The sequence below is a fragment of the Micromonospora sp. H33 genome, assembly GCF_052068455.1.
Taxonomy (GTDB): Bacteria; Actinomycetota; Actinomycetes; order Mycobacteriales; family Micromonosporaceae; genus Micromonospora.
Genome location: NZ_JBQHDE010000007.1, coordinates 274349 through 294497 on the forward strand (window position 1 = coordinate 274349; position 20149 = coordinate 294497).

General features: G+C 70.8%; 17 protein-coding genes and 2 pseudogenes. 7 read left to right on the forward strand and 12 right to left on the reverse strand.

Annotated elements, in window-relative coordinates:
* Positions 1-97: 97 nt before the first annotated feature.
* A complete protein-coding gene (locus ACTMS0_RS18415; RefSeq protein ID WP_441156435.1) occupies positions 98-445 on the forward strand; it encodes a MerR family transcriptional regulator in 348 nt (115 codons plus the stop codon).
* A 1041-nt stretch (positions 446-1486) separates the two neighbouring features.
* On the opposite strand, the gene ACTMS0_RS18420 is transcribed toward ACTMS0_RS18415, so the two are convergent.
* The gene (locus ACTMS0_RS18420) at positions 1487-2686 is read right to left on the reverse strand and encodes a CapA family protein (protein ID WP_441156436.1); all 1200 of its coding nucleotides are present in this window, start codon (positions 2684-2686) and stop codon (positions 1487-1489) included.
* Positions 2687-3059: 373 nt separating this feature from the next.
* On the opposite strand from ACTMS0_RS18420, the gene ACTMS0_RS18425 reads away from it, so the two are divergent.
* The gene (locus tag ACTMS0_RS18425; RefSeq protein ID WP_441156437.1) at positions 3060-3419 is read left to right on the forward strand and encodes a hypothetical protein; all 360 of its coding nucleotides are present in this window, start codon (positions 3060-3062) and stop codon (positions 3417-3419) included.
* Positions 3420-4457: 1038 nt separating this feature from the next.
* On the opposite strand, the gene ACTMS0_RS18430 is transcribed toward ACTMS0_RS18425, so the two are convergent.
* The 9 genes from ACTMS0_RS18430 to ACTMS0_RS18470 form a co-directional block, all read right to left on the reverse strand.
* Complete coding sequence (locus ACTMS0_RS18430; RefSeq protein ID WP_441156438.1) at positions 4458-5060, reverse strand: glycoside hydrolase family 15 protein; 603 nt, start codon at positions 5058-5060, stop codon at positions 4458-4460.
* Positions 5057-6265 (reverse strand): glycoside hydrolase family 15 protein, encoded by a 1209-nt coding sequence (locus ACTMS0_RS18435; protein ID WP_441156439.1) that lies wholly within the window; start codon positions 6263-6265, stop codon positions 5057-5059. The genes ACTMS0_RS18430 and ACTMS0_RS18435 overlap by 4 nt, the downstream gene beginning before the upstream one ends.
* Positions 6262-7218 (reverse strand): TIGR03885 family FMN-dependent LLM class oxidoreductase, encoded by a 957-nt coding sequence (locus tag ACTMS0_RS18440; protein ID WP_441156440.1) that lies wholly within the window; start codon positions 7216-7218, stop codon positions 6262-6264. Before ACTMS0_RS18440 ends, ACTMS0_RS18435 begins: the two co-directional genes overlap by 4 nt.
* 337 nt (positions 7219-7555) lie before the next feature.
* Positions 7556-8185 (reverse strand): universal stress protein, encoded by a 630-nt coding sequence (locus ACTMS0_RS18445; protein ID WP_441156441.1) that lies wholly within the window; start codon positions 8183-8185, stop codon positions 7556-7558.
* Between the two features lie 358 nt (positions 8186-8543).
* Positions 8544-8819 carry a hypothetical protein gene (locus ACTMS0_RS18450; protein ID WP_441156442.1) on the reverse strand — a complete coding sequence of 92 codons (276 nt, stop codon included), beginning with the start codon at positions 8817-8819 and terminating at the stop codon, positions 8544-8546.
* Between the two features lie 475 nt (positions 8820-9294).
* Positions 9295-10425 carry an FUSC family protein gene (locus ACTMS0_RS18455; RefSeq protein ID WP_441156443.1) on the reverse strand — a complete coding sequence of 377 codons (1131 nt, stop codon included), beginning with the start codon at positions 10423-10425 and terminating at the stop codon, positions 9295-9297.
* A 44-nt stretch (positions 10426-10469) separates the two neighbouring features.
* Positions 10470-10844, reverse strand: coding sequence for a sensory rhodopsin transducer (locus ACTMS0_RS18460; RefSeq protein WP_441156444.1), 375 nt, complete (start codon positions 10842-10844; stop codon positions 10470-10472).
* Positions 10844-12058: a D-arabinono-1,4-lactone oxidase gene (locus tag ACTMS0_RS18465; RefSeq protein WP_441156445.1), complete on the reverse strand. Its 1215-nt coding sequence runs from the start codon at positions 12056-12058 to the stop codon at positions 10844-10846. The genes ACTMS0_RS18460 and ACTMS0_RS18465 overlap by 1 nt, the downstream gene beginning before the upstream one ends.
* A 25-nt stretch (positions 12059-12083) precedes the next feature.
* Entirely contained in the window at positions 12084-12410 is a 327-nt protein-coding gene (locus ACTMS0_RS18470) for a hypothetical protein (protein ID WP_441156446.1), read from the reverse strand.
* 469 nt (positions 12411-12879) lie between these two features.
* Between ACTMS0_RS18470 and ACTMS0_RS18475 the strand changes: the two genes are divergently transcribed.
* The 5 genes from ACTMS0_RS18475 to ACTMS0_RS18495 are packed head-to-tail and all read left to right on the forward strand — an operon-like array spanning position 12880 to position 17915.
* The gene (locus tag ACTMS0_RS18475; RefSeq protein WP_441156447.1) at positions 12880-13767 is read left to right on the forward strand and encodes an ABC transporter substrate-binding protein; all 888 of its coding nucleotides are present in this window, start codon (positions 12880-12882) and stop codon (positions 13765-13767) included.
* Positions 13768-13775: 8 nt separating this feature from the next.
* Entirely contained in the window at positions 13776-14732 is a 957-nt protein-coding gene (locus ACTMS0_RS18480) for an amino acid ABC transporter permease (protein WP_441156448.1), read from the forward strand.
* Positions 14729-15493, forward strand: coding sequence for an amino acid ABC transporter ATP-binding protein (locus ACTMS0_RS18485; RefSeq protein WP_441156449.1), 765 nt, complete (start codon positions 14729-14731; stop codon positions 15491-15493). Before ACTMS0_RS18480 ends, ACTMS0_RS18485 begins: the two co-directional genes overlap by 4 nt.
* Positions 15493-17115 (forward strand): N-acyl-D-amino-acid deacylase family protein, encoded by a 1623-nt coding sequence (locus ACTMS0_RS18490; RefSeq protein WP_441156450.1) that lies wholly within the window; start codon positions 15493-15495, stop codon positions 17113-17115. Before ACTMS0_RS18485 ends, ACTMS0_RS18490 begins: the two co-directional genes overlap by 1 nt.
* Positions 17112-17915 (forward strand): serine hydrolase, encoded by an 804-nt coding sequence (locus ACTMS0_RS18495; protein ID WP_441156451.1) that lies wholly within the window; start codon positions 17112-17114, stop codon positions 17913-17915. Before ACTMS0_RS18490 ends, ACTMS0_RS18495 begins: the two co-directional genes overlap by 4 nt.
* A gap of 23 nt (positions 17916-17938) precedes the next feature.
* On the opposite strand, the pseudogene ACTMS0_RS18500 reads toward ACTMS0_RS18495, so the two are convergent.
* Together ACTMS0_RS18500 and ACTMS0_RS18505 are read right to left on the reverse strand one after the other, a co-directional pair.
* Positions 17939-18811: pseudogene (locus ACTMS0_RS18500) on the reverse strand (LysR family transcriptional regulator); the annotation flags it as partial.
* Between the two features lie 1179 nt (positions 18812-19990).
* Positions 19991-20149 (reverse strand): annotated as a pseudogene (locus tag ACTMS0_RS18505) (MerR family DNA-binding transcriptional regulator); the annotation flags it as partial.

Sequence of the window (20149 nt, forward strand, 5' to 3'; positions counted from 1 at the left end):
AGCCCGGTGGGCCTCGGTGGGGCCCAAGGGACCGGGACGCCGTATACGCTAGAACCTGACGTTGGCGTCAAGGGCAAGTCTGGTGAGGAGGGGCACAGTGCGCATCGGCGAGGTGGCGGCCGCCGCGGGCGTGAGCACCCGGGCGCTGCGTTACTACGAGGAGCACGGCCTGCTCAGCTCAGAGCGCAGCCCAAGCGGGCAGCGGCACTACACCGAGGACGCGGTCGAGCGGGTGCGTTGGATCCAGGCGCTCTTCGCCGCTGGCCTGTCCAGCAAGGCGGTCGTCGAGCTGCTTCCGTGCGTCCACACCGGGTTCGCCACCAGCGCGATAATCGAGCGCCTCGAGGAGGAACGCGCCCGCATCGACGCCCAGGTACGCGACCTGTGCGCCACTCGCGACCGGCTCGGCGAGATCATCGCCGCCGCCCGCGACCACCGCCGCTGACCCGCCCGCGACGGGCCTCAAGCTCAGGCAGCCGCTGATCGCCACCGCCGTAGTCGGCCGGTGCCGCCCGACAACCTTCCGACGCCCCCGCCTGTGCAGGGAGCTACGGGGCCTCGCTGCGGAGATCCGCACCGCCCTCGACACGCCAGCGGGCACCGGCGGACTCGCCGCGGCGGCCGGGACGGCCGCGCACCTCACCGCCCACGCACTGGGTGCCGTCCCCGGCCACGTTGACGACAGCGACGACGGCCGGTGACGGTGCCGAGGTTCACGGGGGATCGCCGGAGCGCGGACGGTGGGTCGGGCTGGCACGAAGGGCCGCTGACACTCGCGGCGAGCGCTGAAGGCCGTCGCGATCCTGCAGTCCGACATCAGTGGCCGGTGGCGGCACACCTGGGATGCAGGGGGCGACGGTGGCCAATGGCCTGATCGTCATGACCTGGAACGTGGAGAACCTGTTCCGGCCCGATGACACGGACACCTCGGCGGCGGAAACCTACGCCGCGAAGCTCACCTACCTTGCCGCGCTCATCCTCGGCACCGGCGCGGAGTCATCGCCCTGCAGGAGATCGGCTCCGCTGCCGCCGCCGAGGATCTCAGGGCAGCCCTGGGCGAACCGTGGCAGAGCATCGTGTCGGCGCACCCGGACGGCCGCGGGATCCGCGTCGCCGTACTCGCCCGGCACCCCCTCACCGAGGAAGCGCAGATCATCCTGCTGCCGCCGGCCGGCCTGCCGGCGGCATGTCGACGGCAGCCCTCACCCACCTGGGTCGGGGAGCGTTGCAGGTGCATGTCAACTGCGGCGGCCAAGGCTTGCGGCTGCTCACCGCCCACCTCATAAGCAAGCTGCTCACCTACCCCGGCGGGCGCGCTACCCCGCAACGAAGACGAACGCGCCCGCGGCGCCGGCTACGCGCTGCGGCTCTACCGAGCCGAGGACATCGCCCTGCAACGATTCTTCACCGGGCGGGGCACCTGACCTGCACGAGCTGCGCGCCTGGCGACATACGCCGCATCGCCGACCTGCAGTCGTGCGTGAGATCACCGCGCACCGCTCGGACGTGCGGACGGTCGATCGTGCGGCGTGCGCAGTCCCGCTGCGAGGGCTCCCCTCATACCCAGGTAGCCGATGATCCGCTTCTGGATCCGGGCGTAGTCGGCCCGCCGCCAAGTGGGCAGCCTCGGATCCGTGCTGGCGGCGAGCAGGTCGATCACCCGGGCTGCCGGCCGGTACTCCATCCAGGTCGGCAGCACCGTCACATCGGTCACCTCCCATCGTCCCGACGAGGTGCGGCGAAACGTGAACTCGGGGATGACCGAGTCCTGTGTGTTTTCCGGCGAGTCGTCGCTGAACCGGGTCGTCAGGTTGCCCATCCCGTAGGCGACCCACTTCGAGCCGATCTTCTCGAAGGGCTGCACCACGTGGGCGTGATGGCCGATGATCAAATCAATGTCGGGTGAGGCCAGCAGTTGCTGGGCGAGGTCGAGCTGATCGCCGTTGGGATCGTTCTGGTACTCGGTGCCCCAGTGCATGGAGAGGATGACCACCTCCGCTCCCGCTGCGCGGGCCCGGTGAGCTTCGTCGAGAATGGCGTCAGGGTCGATCCGGTTGGCCGCCCACGGCCGGCCCGCCGGCAACTCGATGTCGTTGAAACTCAGGCTGTAGGACAGGTGCCCGACCTTCACACCGGCCACGTCGAGGATGTTCGGGCGGGCCGCCTCCGCGGCATTGCGGGCCGTGCCCGTATGGCGGATTCCGACCCTGTCCAGGTTGTCCAGCGTACGGGCGATGCCGTTCACTCCGGTGTCCAGTGAATGGTTGGAGGCGGTGGAGCAGGTGTCGAAGCCCGCCCAGGCAGCGGCGTCGGCCAGTTCAGGTGGGACGCTGAAGGCCGGCCAGCCGGTGAACGGACCGTCGGTTTCGGCCAGCGGAGTTTCCATATGGCAGATGGCGAGATCAGCGGCGCTCACCCGGGGGCGGACCGCCGCGAGCACCTGCGTGAAGTCGTGCCCGTCCCGTCCTCTCCGCCGCGCGTCGGCTGCGGCCTGGTCGGTGAGCGGCGGATGGACCAGCAGATCACCCGCGGCCACCACCGTCAGCGTCGTCCTGGGCGGGGGCGCCGCAGTCGCGGTCGCCGGTCCCGTGGTCGACGCGACGGCCTGATCGGCCTCCCGCTCCGGCCCTCCACAGGCCGCGACCAGCAAAACAGCGGACAGGATAATACTGGCTCTAACCGTCATACCGGACATGCTGGTCGCCAAACCCGGTTTCAGGATGGGCAAACGCCGAAAGCACCCCGCCGGGGGGATGAGCCCTTTCCGGTCACTTGCGTCAGTTGTTTCAGGGTCTCAGCGACGAGGCCGGGACCTCGGCTGCTCTGCGGACGCGTGGCCAGGCGGTCCCACAGTGGGCGGATTGTCCGAGCCACCGCCGAGGGCGAGCACCTGGCCAATCCGACGATGAGGGTGGGGCCAGCGGCGACGGTCCCTGCGCGCAACCGGTTCGCCCAGTATGGCCACGCGACAGCGGTCCGGGGTGTTCCGGCCGTTCCACCAGGGCGGTCAACCGATCCGGCTCCTGGGCACCGTTCGGGACCGTCTCACCGTTGGCGCAGTGCCCCACCATGCCGCGCTCGCGATCGCCGCATGGATGGTGTTCGTCGCCCATCGGCACAACGGGGGGCTGCCGTTGGCGGGCCCGTTGGCCGCCCGGCTACGGGCCGCGGTGACGGCCAGTCGTGCCGATCCCCAGCGCCTGGTCGGCTCCTTCCTGGACATCCAGGAGATCTTCGGGCCTGACCTTCGCGACAACGGCGGCCTCCGGGCCACACTGGTCGACCAGGTCACCCGGCTCACTGCCCGGTCACCCGGCGCCGCCGCGCCGCCACCGAACACGCTGCCGGCGAGAAGTTCTTCAGCGGCAAGCTCATCGCCCTGCCCGGCGGCCTGCGAGTGGAGTCTCACCAGGCCCTAAAGACGATCAAGGCCGACTACTGACTCCGGACGAACCACGCTCACGGCGGCAACTACCGGCTAAGATTCACCCCCGCTAAGCGGTCGGGCTACGCCCGAGCCTTGACCTCGACGCCTCACCTCAGCGCATCCACAACACGACGGAGAAGCCAACGGCAACGGCAGCACACCCCTTGAGCGGCCCCGCTCCTTAAGGGATGACCTGCGAAAACGTTGGAGCCGTAGGTAGAGCGGGTGCTGTTGGGTGCGGTTCAGCGCCGTTCAGCGCACCCCGTTGCTCCCAATCCGCACCCCGCTGCGACCGGTCCGGCGCTTGCCTCAGCTCATGCCATCCTGCGCACCGGCGATGACGGGGTTCCGCAACGTCCCGATCCCGTCGATCTGGCACTGCGCCACATCGCCGGGGTGGACCTGCACGGCGCGGCGCTCTGGCGGTGCTGGTGTTGTCAGTGCCGCGCAGCGGCGACGCTCCGCACGTGATCGGCCAGCAGGAACGCCTGGGAGTACCGTACCGGTCGGGGCCGGAAACCCACTGGATGCGGGAGCGCGACCTGGAGCGCGCGCACGCCGACCGGTTCTCGCGGCGCGTGTCGGAGTCGGTACGGCGGTCCACTTCGCATCACCTTCGTTCCTCTGGCCGGTGCTGCGCCCGAGCCGGGTTGCGCTTCATTCGAGGCAGGTGGGTGTGTGTCTAGGGGCCGCCCGGGCGGCCCCTAGACAGCGATCACCAGTCGCCGACGGCCCTGAATCCGTAGTACTTGCCCATGTCGATGCGGAGCCAGATGTAGAACTTGGTGCCGTCCTTGACGTTGGTGGCGAGGTTGCGCCACTGGCCGACAGGCACGTAGGTCCAGTAGTTGCAGCCGGAGCGTCCGTAGAAGTTGACGCAGGCGTAGAACGGGCCGAAGGTGACCCGCTCATCATCGTGCTCGGTACCGGCCCGTGGCAGACGGGACTGATCATCTTTCTGGCCATCACCCTGGCGGCAGCAGAGCGTTGCTGGCCCAGGCAAGGGTTACCGCGGCACTGTTTGCCACGCTCACACCCACCGCGCCCGGGTGCGTGCGGCCCAGGCGTGCAGGGCGTCGCGGTCGCCGGCCGCGTCCAGGTTGAGTGCCGCCTCGATCAATGCGAGGTGGGTGAAGGCCTGCGGGTAGTTGCCCAGGGCGGTGCCGTCGGTGGCGAGCTGTTCGGCGTACAGGCCGAGCGGTCCGGCAGATGCCAGCAGCTGGTCGAACAGCCGGCGTGCGTCGTCGTGCCGGCCGGCGAGGACGAGGGCGGAAACCAGCTCGAACGAGCAGAGGAGGAACGCGCCTTCCTCGCCGGGTAGTCCGTCATCGACGTTGTAGCGGCGGACGAGCGCCGGACCGGCGGAGAGCACGCGCCACACCCGCGTGATGGTGCCGACCACCCGGGGGTCATCGCCGGGAAGGAAGCCGACCAGCGGGATCCGCAGCAGCGATGCGTCTAGCTCGGTGGAGTCGTACGCCAGAACGAAGCTGCCGACGCGCGCGTCGTACCCCTGGTCGAGGATGTCGGCGCGCAGCTCTTCGCGGGCGGTGCGCCAGCGGTCCACCGACGCGGAGCGGTCCCCGAGGAGGTCGGCGAGTTGGACGCCGCGGTCGAGGCAGACCCAGGTCATGACCTTGGAGTTGACGTAGTGCCGCCGGGGCCGCGGATCTCCCACACGCCGTGGTCGGGTTCGCGCCACCGATCGGCCATCGTGTCGACGTGCCGGCGCAGCAGCCGCCACTGGTCGTCGGTCAGCTCCCCAGTGAGCTGCTGGTAGGTCAACGCGGCGTCCAGGATGTGGCCGTAGGTGTCGAACTGGACCTGCTCGGCGGCCTTGTTGCCGACGCGCACCGGCGTCGAGTTCGCGTACCCTGACAGGTGGGGCAGCTCCCGCTCGTCGGTGGTGTGCCCGCGGATGCCGACCAGCGGGGCGAGCAGGTCCTGACCGGCACATACGTCGAGCAGGAAATGCAGGTAGCGGCGGCCCTCCTCGGCATGGCCGAGCCGGAACAGGGCGAGCAGCAGCAGCGCGGCGTCGCGGTGCCAGGTGTAGCGGTAGTCCCAGTTGCGCACACCCCCGAGCGTCTCCGGCAGGGACGTGGTCGCGGCGGCGAGCAGCGCGCCGGTCTCGTCGTACGACAAGCCACGCAGCACGAGCGCGCTGTGCCGGACCGCATCCGCAGCGAAACCGGAGTACGCGCTGCGCGACGCCCAGTCCCGCCACGTCCGGCAGGTCCGCTCCACCAGCGCGGCGGGATCGGCGGCGGTCGGCGTGTCGCCGTAGGACAGCAGCAGGTCCGCCGACTGACCGGTGGACAGCTCCCCGTCGACCACCAGCGCTCCGTCGTCGGCGGTGACCATCAGGTTGGTGACGAACCGGAGCAGTGTGTCGTCGGCGTGCCAGGCCCCGTTCACCCGCTTCCACCGCACCGGGCGGGCACCGTACTCCGGACGGGGTTCCAGTCGCGCGCGGACCCGGACGGTCCCGCGCTCGGCCGTCACCCGGCGGACCAGGACCCGGCCCGCCCGGACCGGCTGCTGCGGCGATCCTGGACCGCCGGCGAGGCAGTCGAGGCCGACGGCGCTGCCGTCGGGGCCGTCCCAGCGGCTCTCCAGTACCAGTGTGCCGGACAGGTAGCGCCGGGTGGGCGTGGGAGCGCGGTCGACGGACAGGGTGAAGCAGCCGCCGACATCGCGGTCCAGCAGGCGGGCGAGGACGGCGTCGCCCCCCGCGTCCGGCACGCAGAGCCACTCGACCGCGCCGTCCGGCCCGACCAGCGCCGTCGTGTGGGTGTCCGAGAGGAAGGCGTACGCGTCGATCGGCGGGAAGCTCACGTCAGCTCCGGCAGGACGCGGGTGCCGAAGATCTCCAGGAACCGGTCCTGGTCCCGCCCGACGTGGTGCAGGTGGATCTCGTCGAATCCGAGGTCGGCGTACTCCCGCAACCACTGCGCGTGCCGGCCCGGGTCGGCGGTGACCAGCACGTGCGCGCGCATGTCCTCCGGCCGGACGTACGCGGTCGCCTCGGCGAACTCCGCCGGGGTGGCCAGTTCCCAGCCGAGGTCGCTGCCGAGGATGGCGGTGCGCCACTGCTCGTGGGCGATCCGCAGGGCGGTCGCCTCGTCGTCGGCCCAGGACAGGTGCACCTGCAGCAGCAACGGACCGGTCCCGCCGCCCTCCCGGTACGCCCCGACCACGCGCCGCACCTGGTCGACGCTCTGGTTGATGGTGATCAGCCCGTCCGCCCACGATCCCGCCCAGCGCGCGGTCGCCTCGCTGACCGCAGCCGCGTACAACGGAGGCGGGTCCGCGGGCCGGGACCAGAGCACCGCCCGATCGACGACGACCCGCCCCCGGTGGGTGACGCACTCACCGGCGAACAGCGCCCGGATGACATCGACGCACTCGCGCAGCCGCGCGTTGCGCTCCGGCTTGGTCGGCCACGGCTCCCCGGTGACGTGCTCGTTGAGCGCCTGCCCGCTGCCCAGCGCGACCCAGAACCGCCCCGGGAACATCTCGGCCAGGGTGGCGGCGGCCTGCGCGACGACCGCCGGGTGGTACCGCTGCCCGGGGGCGTTCACCACGCCGCAAGGCAGGCCGGTGCGGGCCAGCGCGGCACCCAACCAGGACCAGGCGAAACCGGAGTGACCCTGCTCGGCACCGAACGGCGCGAAGTGGTCCGAGCACATGGCGCGGGTGAACCCGGCCCGTTCGGCAGCGGCCACGAGGCGCAGCAACTTGCCCGGTGGGAACTGTTCATGCGAGGCGTGAAACCCGTAGGCCGGCACGCTTCCCTCCCGCCCGTCGAGTCTTCCGGTGACCGATCCCGCGCCAGCGCCCGCGGGGCGCCGAGGTCTACCCGCGCAGCGGCGACGGAAACGGTCACCGCCGGCAAGGCCGCCGAGCAGCACGGCGATTGTTCACCGGTGCGGCTACGGCCACGGGTCTCGGCGACATCGATTCGTCCACCGCCGCACGGATGCGGGTTCGCCACCAGCCGAGCGATAACGCCTCCTCGGCGCGGGCCTGGCGTGCCGGCCATTACGGCAGGCGCAGGTGCGCGACGGGTACCCGTACGGCATGTTGATCTCGCGCCCAGCGCTGACGAAGTGGCCGGCGAGCGGCTCACCGCTCGGGCAGGCTGCCGAGTAGCAGGGCCCGGGAGGAACGGCGGGTCAGCTCCTCAGCCACGCTGCCGAGCAGCCGGTCCCGCATCCCGTGGCCGTGCCGGCCGACCACGAGCAGATCGACGTCGTGCGTCTCGGCGGCAGCCAGCAGCGCGTCCACCGGGTGACCGCGAACGACCTGGGTGGTCGGCGCTGGCAACTCGTCAGGTAGGGCCTCGACGCGCTCGTCAAGCATCCGTCGGGCTGCCCGCTGCTCGGTCCTGACGTCATCGCCCACCAGGTCCGGGCTCGTCACCGTGATGAGCACCAGCTCGCTGGCGGTACGGCCGAGGGCCCGGGCAATCGCACGCAGGGCCCGGTCGGACTCGGGCGACCCGTCCACGCCGACCGCCACTCTGAGGCCCGTCCCCTGCCTAATCTGCGGCCGGTGCACGACGTCAACCACCGTCGCATTGGCGCGTCCCCGTTCCACCGCAATCGGGATGAACAGCGGGCCGAGCAGCCCTCCAACGACGTACCACAGCCGGTGGGGATGGCCGGCCCGGATAACGAACCAGGCCGCGGTGAGCAGGCCGACGGTCAACCAGACCACGGCCACCAGGAGCACCCACCACCAGGAAGTCACCATCGGCTCCGGGTAGCGGCTGGCGGCAACGGAACCATGCCGGTTACTACCCACGTTGCCGACTGGTAAGCCCGCCGCCAGCCGGCGGGTGCGTCACATGAGGTGCTGCCGCAGGCGCTTGTCGATGACGACCAACCTGTAGTCACGACGCCGATCGCGAAGACGCCCAGCCGCGCCGTAGTAGGCCGCCGTGCTGGATATCCCTTTTGGAGGGCAGATAGGTGATGGCGAGCTGGCCGGCAACCTGCGCCGTCACGCCACCAAGATCGACCGGTTGGACAGCAGACCGTTGCGCCAGACCGGCTGGCTTTCAGCATGCCCGAACCCACCGTGCTCAGCCATAGCCGTCAAATCGCTGAGGTCAGCACGCCGAGCCTCGACGGACCCTCTGGGTCGCCTCGTTGGGTGGGCCGTACTGCGTGATCATCTGCTGCGCGACCTTCTTCGGTGCCGCCGGCCACTGCTCTACAAGAGCTGTCGCGTCGACGACGTCAACCCCGTATCGAAGGCCCGGTTCGGTCTGCTGCTCGCCGCGCAGCTTGTGGTCTTTAACGCTGCTCTTGGCCGTCGCCAACGTCGCCATCCGCCCACTGGTCTTGACCTCAGCCGGACCGCACCCGCCCTGGCGTCCCGTCATGTCACCACCTCCGGCAGCTACCCGAAACCGGGGGACAAACTCGGATGCGAGGCCTTCCTCCTGCCGTCTGCCAGCCCCACTCAACCCCGTCATCGCCGGGCCGGTCGGCATGGTTCACGAACGCGCGTCCCTGCCCCGAGCAACCCCAGGCGCGACTCGTGGGCACATCCTGATCGCCCACCCCGCTCTCGGCCCGATACCCACCAAGGCACCGACCACACCCCCGGCACAACTTCGCCACAATCTACGGGCCGGCCACTCCGCGCGGAGTGCGCGCCGTCTACAGCATCTCATCGACGCGCTCTCCCCGGAGCGGGCCGGCCTGGTCAACAAGGCCACCCTCCAGGCCAACCGGTCCTCGGCGCGGACTCGCTGATGGGCCGGTGGCTGGCACTGACCGCAGTGTTCTTACTGCTGAGGGCCGCCCCCTACGCGGTCGGACGATGGCGCTAACGGTAGGACGGGGACGGCTCGGTCAGTAGCCGGCGGCGGCACGGCGCACCAACCGGCGCGCCTCGTCGCGCCGCACACCGGTGGCCCGCAGCAGCTCGTTGGCGACGATCCGCAGCTGGGAGACCACGATCGTCCCGGAGAACCCGATGTCCTGGCGGCACGCCTCCCCGGCGTGGCGCACCGCCTGCAGTGCGCGCTCCCGGGCCTGCACCGGCTCCTGCCCGGCCAGGAACTCGCGGTGCAGCAGCCGCACGGCCGCTGCGTAGTGTTCGAGCGCGGCGGGCAGGTCCGGCGGCACCGGCTCGGCGTCCCGCAGGGCAGTGCCGGCGCGGCGGACCAGGGTTCGGCTGTTGCGGAACGCCCGCTCCATGTGCTTGGCACCGTGGCGGTAGGCGTGCACGATTCGGCGGCGGCGCCAGCGGAGCGGTGAGAACCGGACCACCTCGTCGGCCGCGGTCACCACCTCGGTGAGCTGGGTCAGCTTCGGCTCCGAGTCACGCATCTGGTCCAGCACCGCCTCCGCCAGGCGAGCGTCACGATCGGTGAGAGACTTGGCACACACAGTCATCTGATGGGCGAACAGGTCCAAGGCGGTGTCGGCGACCCGGCGTACGGTGCGCAGCGGGTTCAGCGGTGCGAGGACCAGCATCACGACGAGCCCGACCAGGCTACCGATCAGGGCGTTGATCGTGCGCGGCAGCTCCAGGTCGGGATTGCCCGGCGTCAGCGTCGCCACCAGCACCGCCGTCGCGCCGGCCTGCGTCATCAGGAGGCCAGTACCTCGGACCGCGGCCGCCCCGGTGACCGCCAGGAAGACGATCAGCCCGGTCTGCCACGGCCCGGTGCCGAGCAGGGCGATCAGCAGGTCACCGGCCGCGATGCCGAGACCGACACCCAGGATCAGCTCGACAGTCCGCCAGGCCCGGTTGCCCAGTGACGCGGCGATCACCGCCACCGCGGCGGCCGGAGCGAAGGTGGGCTCCTCGGTGCCCAGCACCTCATGCGCGATCAGCCAGGCGATCGCCGCCGCGAGGCCGGCCTGGACGCCGATGATCAGGTACGTCCGCAACCGCCGCGCGCTGTCCCGGCCAGTGCCCGCGAGCCAGGTCCGAAGCCAGCCGACCGGGGACCCACCCGCAAGGTTGGACGCCATGGCGGCGGTTACCCGTGCTGACGCCGGTCGAACGCGGCGCGCTCTCAGGCCGGATACGCCATGGTGCCGGTCAACGCCACCACCCCCGGCAGGCGGGTGTCCTGCCGGAGGAACTGCACAACCACCGGGACCGGCGAGCGCAGCACGCACCCGTACGGCCGGTCGAGGCGGACCGCCTCGGGATCGATCAGGTCGTTGACCCGCACGTGCCGGATCCGCCGGCCGCCGATCATGATCCGGTACGGGCCGACCGGGTCGACGTCCTCGTAGTAGAAGTCCAGCGTCAGCTCGGCCTTCCGGTCGGTGGCGTTGAGCACGCAGAGCTGGTCGAAGCCGGTGTACTCCGGTTCCGGGCCGTGGCTGGGGAACGGCACCCGCCCGCCGGGCACCACCCACGTCCGCGCGCCGATGTCCGCCATCACCCCTCCTCCAGCAGCCGGGCCAGGTCCGGGCTGAGGAACACCCCGTCCGGGTCGAGCCGGCGGCGCAGCTCCTGGAAGTCGTCCCAGCGCGGGTACAGCGGGCGCAGTTCCCGGGCGGTCAGCCAGTGCTTCTTGCCCCAGTGCGGCCGCCCGCCGTACTGCCGGAAGACCGCCTCCACATCGCGGAAGTACTCCTCGTACGGCAGCGAGGTGTTCTGGAGGCACGCAATGGTGGTCGTGGGCCGGCCGTACGCGTTGCTCAGCCAGATGTCGTCGGCGGCGATCGTGCGGACCAGCACCCGCCAGCCCACGTCCCGGCGGTGCCGGTCCCGGATCCGTCGGCGCACCTCGGCGAAGCACGCCGGGAACGCCTCCGACGGCAGCATGTACTCGATCTCCTCGAACCGCAGCTCCCGGTGCCGAGGGATGGTCCGGTGGGTCGGGCCGACCCGCACCTCGCGCGGGTCCTCCCAGGGCCCGGAGCCGGGAACGCGCGGCACGGCCCACGGGCGCTCGGCGGCGACGTCCTCCGCCCGGTTCATGGTGCGCACCTGCGTCATGTCGCTGCGGGGGTACCAGTAGAAGTCCATGTTGCGGTTGGTGTGCTGCAACTCGGCGAGGTGGTCGAGGGTCCAGTCCACCGGGGCGCACCACGCCCGCCGCTTCAGCTCGTACCGGGGCTGCACATCCAGCGTGACCTGGGTGACGACGCCGAGCGCGCCCAGGGAGAGCCGGGCCGCCGGCAGCACCTCCGGGTTGTGCTCGGCGGAGACGTCCAGCGCTTCGCCGGTGCCGGTGACCAGGCGGACCCCGGTGACCTGGGTGCTGAGGTTGCCGAACCCGAAGCCGGTGCCATGGGTGCCGGTGGCGGTGGCCCCGGCGATCGTCTGGTAGTCGACGTCGCCGAGGTTGTCCATGGCCAGACCGGCGTCGTACAACCCCTCCCCCAGGTCCTTGAGCCGGGTCCCCGCCCAGACCGTCGCCGCCTTCCCGTCGTCATGGATCACCCCGGCGAGCCGGTCCAGGCTCAGCAGGATCGCGTCGGTCTTCATCAGCGGGCTCGACGAGTGGCCCGAACCGACCGGCCGAACCGTGGTGGCCGTCTCCCGCGCGCGGCGCACCAGGTCGCGGACCTCGTCCTCGGTGGCGGGCTCGGCGTACTCACCCGGCGTGAACGCCAGGCTGCCGGACCAGTTGACGAACTCCACCACACCCTCCCCGCCGCCGCGCCGGCGTTTACCCGCCCCTTCGCCGGATAAGCGCCGGTCGGCCACCAGCATCGTGGCCGACCGGGAGGCAAGGCTGGAGGTGCCCGTCCGTGGTAAGCGGCAGCACGCACTGTCCTGCCGTGCGCAGCAGCAGGTCTGCCGCCACCCACCCGACGCCGGTGTCGTGGCGCTCCTCGCGCCGAACGTCGACCGGGGTCCCGTGCGTGTACGGCACGCCGAGGCTCTCAAGCAGCCGCGCGACGACTAGGTCGCCAAGGCCGTGCTGGCTGCCAGGCCGCAGCAGCCAGGAGAGTGCCCGCACCATGACCACCTCGTTGCGGTTCAACCCGAGCATCTCGAGGAGAGTGGCGGGTCCGGAGCGCCACCGCCGGTTGGCCATCAGGGCTGCCTCACTCCTACGCGCGCTCATCCGCAGCCCAGAACATGCACGGGTGACCAGCGCGGCCAAAGGACGCTGACGCCTTCCGGTTCTCTGGGAGGCCACACCGGCCCGCCAGCCCACAGCGTCGCAGGTCAACGCACTTCTCGCGATTCCCGGCTGGCTGACCACTTCGGATGCGGTGACCACTTCGCCGCGCTGCACCGCCCAAGGTGAGCAGCCGGTCGCTGTCGAGGGTGCTCAGCAGCCGGTGGCTCGGCGGTCGGCAACGGTTCGCGGTGCGTCTGGTGGGTGGAAGCTGCTTCCGGTCAGCGCCCACGCTGAGCATCGAACTCACCGATGCTCACCATGCAGAGCGTGCAGGCTGTTCATGCTGGCTGATCCCGGATAGGGTCCCGCCAGTCGCCCAGCCAGGAGGTTTACCGTGCTCAGGAAGCGTGCGCTCCACGTCGTCATCGGTCTGGTCACACTGTCGATGGCGGCAACCGGTTGTGGCCGGTCGACGAGCGGGCAGACACCGCAGCCCGGCGGCGCGGCCTCTGTCGCCGCCGACGCCGAGGCGGCCGACCTGGTGCCCGCCGCCATCAAGGAGAAGGGCGTCCTTCGGGTGGCCACCGCCGAGGGCTACCCGCCGATGGAGATGTACAAGGAGGGCACACAGGAGCTGATCGGCGTCGACCCGGAGCTGGCCGCTGCGATCGCCGGGCGGCTCGGCCTGAAGCTGGAGATGACCAATGCCAGCTTCCCCGGTCTCATTCCCGGTCTGCAGGCCGACCGCTGGGACCTGGCGATGTCCTCGATGAGCGACACGGAGGAGCGGCGCAAGGCCGTCGACTTCGTCGACTACTTCCAGGCCGGGGGGGCGATCATGGTGGCCAAGGGCAATCCCGCCGGCGTCAAGGACCTGGCCGACCTGTGCGGCCGGGCCGTCGTGCTCGCCAAGGGCAGCTCCAACCTCGCCATCGGCGAAGGGCAGAACGCCAAGTGCGCGAAGAAGATGACGATTTCGCAGAGCGAGGACGCCCCGACCGGCCTGCTGCAGATCGACGCCGGGCGGGCCGTCGCCACCATCGTCGACTACCCGGTGGCCAAGATGCTCGCCAAGGAGAGCGGCAAGTACGAGGTGCTGGAGGCGCAGTACGAGGCCGGCCCGTGGGGCATCGCGATCGACAAGAAGGACAGCCAGTTGCGCGACGCGGTGCAGCGGGCACTCCAGGAGCTTATCGACAGCGGTGAGTACACCAAGATTCTGGAGAAGTGGGGTGTGACGGGCAGCGCCATCCAGGCGGCCACCGTCAACAACCAGAAGTGAGCGCGCCGGTGGACCCTACGGTAAAGGAGCAGGAAACCGCCGCTGCGGGCCCAGCGTCAGACGGGCCCGACACACCGCCGAACCGGATCAGCCACCCCATACGGCCGGGGCGGTGGCTGGCCGCCGGCCTGACCACCCTGGTCCTGGTCTGGCTGGGCTGGACCATCGCCGTCAACCCCAACCTGCACTGGGACATCGTCGTCGCCTACCAGTTCGATCGAGTCATCCTGGAGGGGCTTTGGGTCACCATCCAGCTCACGGTCGCGTCGATGCTGATCGGCGTGGTGCTCGGCGTGGTCGTGGCGCTGATGCAGGTCTCCAACAGCCGGATTCTGCGCACCGGCGCGATGGCCTACGTCTGGTTCTTCCGCGGCACCCCACTGCTGGTGCAGCTGATCTTCTGGTTCAACATCGCGCTGATCTTCCCGGAGATCGGCCTCGGCGTGCCGTTCGGCGGCCCGAAGCTGGTGACCTGGGAAACGAACACCCTCGTCACCGGCTTCGTCGCGGCGCTGCTCGGGCTCAGCATCAACGAGGGCGCCTACATGAGCGAGATCGTCCGGGCCGGGCTGCGGGCCGTCGATCCCGGCCAGCAGGAGGCCGCGGCGGCACTGGGCATGTCCCGTCCGAAGATCATGAAGCGGGTGGTGCTGCCCCAGGCGATGCGGATCATCGTCCCGCCTACCGGCAACCAGTTCATCTCCATGCTCAAGACCACCTCGCTGGTTTCGGTGATCGCCGGCGCCGACCTGCTCACCGTCGCCCAGCGGCTCTACCTGACCAACTTCGAGGTGATCGCCCTGCTCATCGTCGCGTCCATCTGGTACCTGGTCCTCACCACCGTCGCCAGCATCGGCCAGTACTACCTGGAACGCCGGTTCAGCCGCGGCTTCGGCACCACCGTCCCGCGCACGTTGCGCGGGCGGATCGGCCGCAACCTGCGGTTCACCGGGAGCGCACGATGACCGCCCCGATGGTGCAGTGCCGGCAGTTGCGCAAGAGCTTCGGCCGCATCGAGGTGCTGCGCGGCATCGACCTGGTCATCGAGCGTGGCCAGGTGGTGTGCGTGGTCGGCCCCTCCGGCTCCGGCAAGTCCACCCTGCTGCGCTGCCTCAACCATCTCGAGGAGCCCCAGGCGGGTCGGGTCTACGTTGACGGCGAACTGATCGGATACGAGGAGCGCAGCGGGCGGCTGCGACCGTTGCCGGACGCCCGGCTGCGCCGGCAGCGCGAGTCGATCGGCATGGTGTTCCAGCGGTTCCACCTCTTCCCCCATCGCACCGCGCTGGAAAACGTGATGGAGGGCCTCGTCGCCGTAAAGGGCGTCCGGACGGCCGACGCCCGCAGACACGCCGGTGGCCTGCTCGAGCGGGTCGGGCTCGCCGACCGGGCACACCACTACCCGGCGCAGCTCTCCGGCGGGCAACAGCAGCGGGTGGCCATCGCGCGGTCCCTGGCGATGTCGCCGAAGCTGATGCTCTTCGACGAGCCGACCTCGGCGCTCGACCCCGAACTGGTCGGCGAGGTGCTTGAGGTGATGAAAGATCTCGCGGCCAGCGGCATGACGATGGTCGTCGTGACCCACGAGATGGGGTTCGCCCGCGAGGTCGGCGACCACCTCGTCTTCATGGACGACGGCCTCATCATCGAACAGGGCTCGCCGCGGGAGATTCTTACCGCGCCACGGCACGACCGGACCCGCGCGTTCCTGTCCAAGGTTCTCTGATGGCTCAGCTGGATCTGCTGATCACCGGCGGGAACGTCATCGACGGCACCGGCTGGCCTGCCTATACCGCCGACGTGGGGGTGCGCGACGGCCGGTTGCTGCTGCTGCCGCCCGGCAGCCGCAGCCCAGCCGCCGAGGTGGTGGACGCCGGCGGCCTGGTCGTCACCCCGGGCTTCATCGACGTGCACACCCACTCCGACCTGCTCACCGGCGACGACGAGCAGCGGGAGATCCTGCGGCTCGCGCCACTGCGGCAGGGCGTCACCACCGAGATCTGCGGCAACTGCGGGATCAGTCCCTTTCCGGTCCCGGCCCTGCGCGCGGAGACGGTGCGGGACCTAGTCGCCGCGACGTTCGGCCCGCCCGCCGCGACGTACCCATCCTTCGCGGAGTTCGCCGCCGCGCAGGGCGTGGCCCGGCGCAACCACCTCGCCGCCCTGGTGGGCCACGGCACGCTCCGCGCCGCCGTCGTCGGCTTCGCGCAGCGGCGCGCCACACCCGACGAGGTCCAGCGGATGTGCGACCTGCTCGACGAGGCGCTCGCCGCCGGCGCGGCCGGGCTGTCCACCGGCCTGATCTACTCGCCGGGGGTCAACGCGAGCACCGACGAGGTCATCGCGCTCGCCCGGGTGGCCGCGGCACACAGAAAGCCGTACGTGACCCACCTGCGCGACGAGATGTCGCAGGTTGAGTCGGCGCTGGAGGAGGCGATCGACATCGCCACCTCGGCCGGCGCGGCGCTGCAGGTCTCGCACCACAAGACGGCCGGCAGGCGCTCCTGGGGCGCCACGGTCCGCACCCTGGCCCGACTCAAGCGGGCGCGGGCCGACGGACTGGACGTCCTCTGCGACGTCTACCCGTACACCGCCGGCAGCACGGCGCTACACGCCATGCTCCCGCCCTGGGTCATCGCCGACGGCGTGCCCGCGATGCTCGCCGCCCTGGCCGAGTTGACCGTCCGCGACCGCATCCGCGCCGACCTGTCCGCCGGGCTGCCAGGCTGGGAGAACACCGTCGGCAACGGCGGCTGGGACCTGATCCGGGTCGCGTCCGCCCCCACCAGCCCGGACGTCGAGGGGCACACCATCGCCGACCTCGCCGCCACCCGCGGCGTCGACCCCATCGACTACGTCTGCGACCTGCTCGCCGCGGAGACAGGCAACGTGACCATCCTCAGCCACTCGATGCGGGAGGACGACGTCCGCCGGGTGCTTGCCAGCCCACTGGCGATGATCTGCTCCGACGGCGTGCCCAAGCCGGGCCGGCCCCACCCCCGATGGGCGGGCAGCTTCGCCCGGGTGCTCGGTCACTACGTCCGCGACGTGGGCCTGCTGAGCCTGACCGAGGCCGTGCACAAGATGACCGGGATGCCCGCCCGGCGCTTCGGCCTGCACGAGCGGGGCCTGCTCGCCGACGGGTACGCGGCGGACCTGGTGATCCTCGACCCCGCAGAAGCCGCCGACGGCGCGACCTACGACGACCCGCTGGCTCCGCCGCGTGGGATCCGCTGCGTGGTGGTCGACGGCCACGTCGTCGTCGACGGCGACCGGGTCACCGACGCCCGACCAGGGCGGGTGCTGGCCGTACCGGACCGTGAGCGCCCCCCGCGGGGGCAGCCGTGACCGGCGGCGGCCCGGCTGCCCAGGTGCGGATCGGGGCGACAGTGCGGCGACTGGACGACGGGCGCACCCTCTCGCTCGACCCGGACCTGGTCCTACCGCTGGCCAGCGTCGGCAAGGTGCTGCTGCTCGGCGAGGTCGCCCGCCGTATCGCCGCCGGGACCCTCGCTCCCGACCAACCAGTCGACCTGCTCGACGACGACCGGGCACTCGGCGGAACCGGTCTGCTCGGCCTGCTCTCGCCGCGCCGGTGGACCGTCGCCGACCTCACCACCGCGGTGGCCGCGGTCAGCGACAACGCCGCCACGAACGCGCTGCTCCGGTTGGTGACACTGGAGGCCGTTCAGCAACTGGCCCGCACCAGCGGCCTGCGCGCCACCACAGTTCATGACTGGATCCGGGCCACACGCGGCCCGGACATACCGCCGACCTTCGCGACCGGCACCGCGCACGACCTCTGCAGCTTCCTCACCGACGTGGCGACCGGAACCTGGCAGAGCCGGCGGGCGTCGGAGCTGCTGCGCGGGTGGCTCGAGCGCAATACCGATCGCACGCTCGTCGCCGACACCATCCGGCACGACCCGTGGTCGACCGGCGGAGTCCGGGTGGCCAACAAGACCGGCGCCGACACCGGTGTACGCGCCGACGCCGGCATCGTCGTCGGCCCGCACACCGTCGTCTACGCCGTGGTCGCGGCGTTCGGTCCCGGGGCGGAGCGGGCCGCGGTGGCGGAGCTTCGGCGATGGGGTACGGCAGTCGACCGGCTCACCGGCGCCGGCGACCACCGCTCGGCCAACTCCTGACTGAGCCCCGCCGCGGCGTCGGTCAGCCGGTCGACGAAGCTGCCGACCACCGGATTCGGGTTGCCGGGACGCAGGGCCACCCCGATCTCGCGGTGCAGGTTGGCGTGAGTGAGCGGCCGGACCGCCACTCCGTCGGGGTTCCGCAGTCCCAACGACGGCACCAACGCGACGCCGACGCCGGCACGGACCAGGCCCAGCACCACCTCGTAGTGGTCGCTGCGGCAGCGGATCCGGGGCTGGAACCCCTCGGCGCGCGCCGCCAGTTCCAGCACCGACACCTCCCCCTGCACGCCCAGGGTGGTGATCCACGGCTCGTCGGCCAGATCGGTGAGCCGCAGCCGCCGCCGTCCTGCGAGCGGGTGGTGTGCCGGCAGCACCACCAGTTGCGGGTCCACCAACAGCGGGGACACCGTCGCGAAGGACGCCTCCCGGATGGGGCTCAACGGATGGTTGAACACCACCACGAGGTCCAGTTCACCCTGGTTGAGGCGGGGGAGCAGCTCGGGTGGCTGTCCCAGGATCAGGGCCAACTCGACCTGGGGATGCTCGGTGGTGAAACTCGACAGGGCGCGCGGCAGCAGCTCCGCGCCGGCGGTGGCGAAGAAGCCGATCCGCAGCAGACCCCGCCGGCCTTCCCCGTGGGCGGAGAGCTCGTCGCGGGCGGCCGCCATCAGATCGGCGATCTGCTGGGCGTAGTCGGCTAGGCGCTGGCCCGCCACGGTGAGCCGCAGGCTGCGTGGCCCCCGGTCCACCAGCGCCACGCCAGCTTCCTGCTCCAAAGTGGCGAGCTGGTGGGAGACCGCGGACGGGCTGAGCCGGAGCTGCTCGGCCGCGGCGACGATGGTCCCGTGCCGGGCGATCTCCAGCACCACCTGCAGGCGCGCCGTGTTGAACATGCATCGACCGCCTTCCCCTGCTCCCAGGGGCGCGAACGGCCCCACCGCCGCCGGGCCACCCGTCGCAGCTCCGGACGAGGCACTGGGATCGGAGGCGGCCGGGTCATCATCCCGGCGGCCTGTTGAGAATACGCACGATCACCGGAACCGGGGTGCTGGCCCGGCAGGGCAGCCGGAAGTCGCCGCCGTGAGAGCCCGGGCGGACCTGGTACTGGTCTGCGGGCTGGACAGCCCTCTTCAGCTGCTGTGAGAGCGGATAACCGTGACCGCTGTATCGGCGCCTGACGCCACCCTCCGAACTGCCGGCGGGAAGGTGACCGGCCGCGTTTGCCCGGCGCGACCGGTCACCACGTCAGGGGCAGGCCTCCCGCGCAGACGTCGATGATCTTTCCGGTGAGCAGGAACGTTGCCTTCTGCTCCTGCACTCCGGGCTGGGCGCACCGCAGCAGCCATCACCGCAGGCCCATCCACTGCCGAAGTTTGACCTCTTCAACGCCGAAGCGGTCACAGAGGAGCAGGCCCTGGTCAGGCCATTGCGCATGAGATTGGCGTTCCAGGAGATGGAACAACCAGCGGCGACGGATCGGAACAGGACAACGATATCCATCGATCAAGTCATTCAAGCACGGGCGACTGAGGAGTCCCGCCGCCCATCAAGACGCCCGTCCGACATCGCTCCGAAGCGTGACCACTTCGGTCTTCTCTGGGATGTCACGTCGACCCGCCCGCCTGAATAACCGCAGGTCAGGGCTCCGAGCGTCGTCTAACACCGGTGAGCACTTCGGACGCTGTGACCACTTCGCCAAGCTGCACCCAATCTGCACCCAGGCGCAAGGTCGGGCCGTCCAGCGGCTCCTTACCGCTCTGACCTGCGCATACGCTCCTGCCAGGCAACATAGAGCACCGTCGACTACTGCTCAATGCGGCTGAGCACTCCATGTGAAGCCGGACGCCACACCGCCTCCGACCTGGGAAAATGCAGAACCGCAGGTAGGCACGGGTGCCGCTGAGCGCTGTTCAGTGCCGTTGGGTGCAGTTGACTGCCGTTCAGTGCATCCGGCTGCTCCCATCCCGACGAGCAGGAGTACGGGCCGCCAGGGCCAAGGCGGGGACGTGGGGTCGCCCAGGGCGGGCAGCCGGCTCACCGCCCGCCGACGACCTCACCCGAGAGTGGTCCGGTCAGTCGCGTCGCCGAGTCCCATGCTGCTGGTTCCGGTTCTGTCGCAGAGCTTCCTCGAGTTGGTCTTCGAGGATGATGATCCGGCAGGCGGCCTCCAGGGCGGTGCCCTGGTCGACCATCTCCCGGGCCCGGGCGGCCAGGCGCAGTTGGTAGCGGGA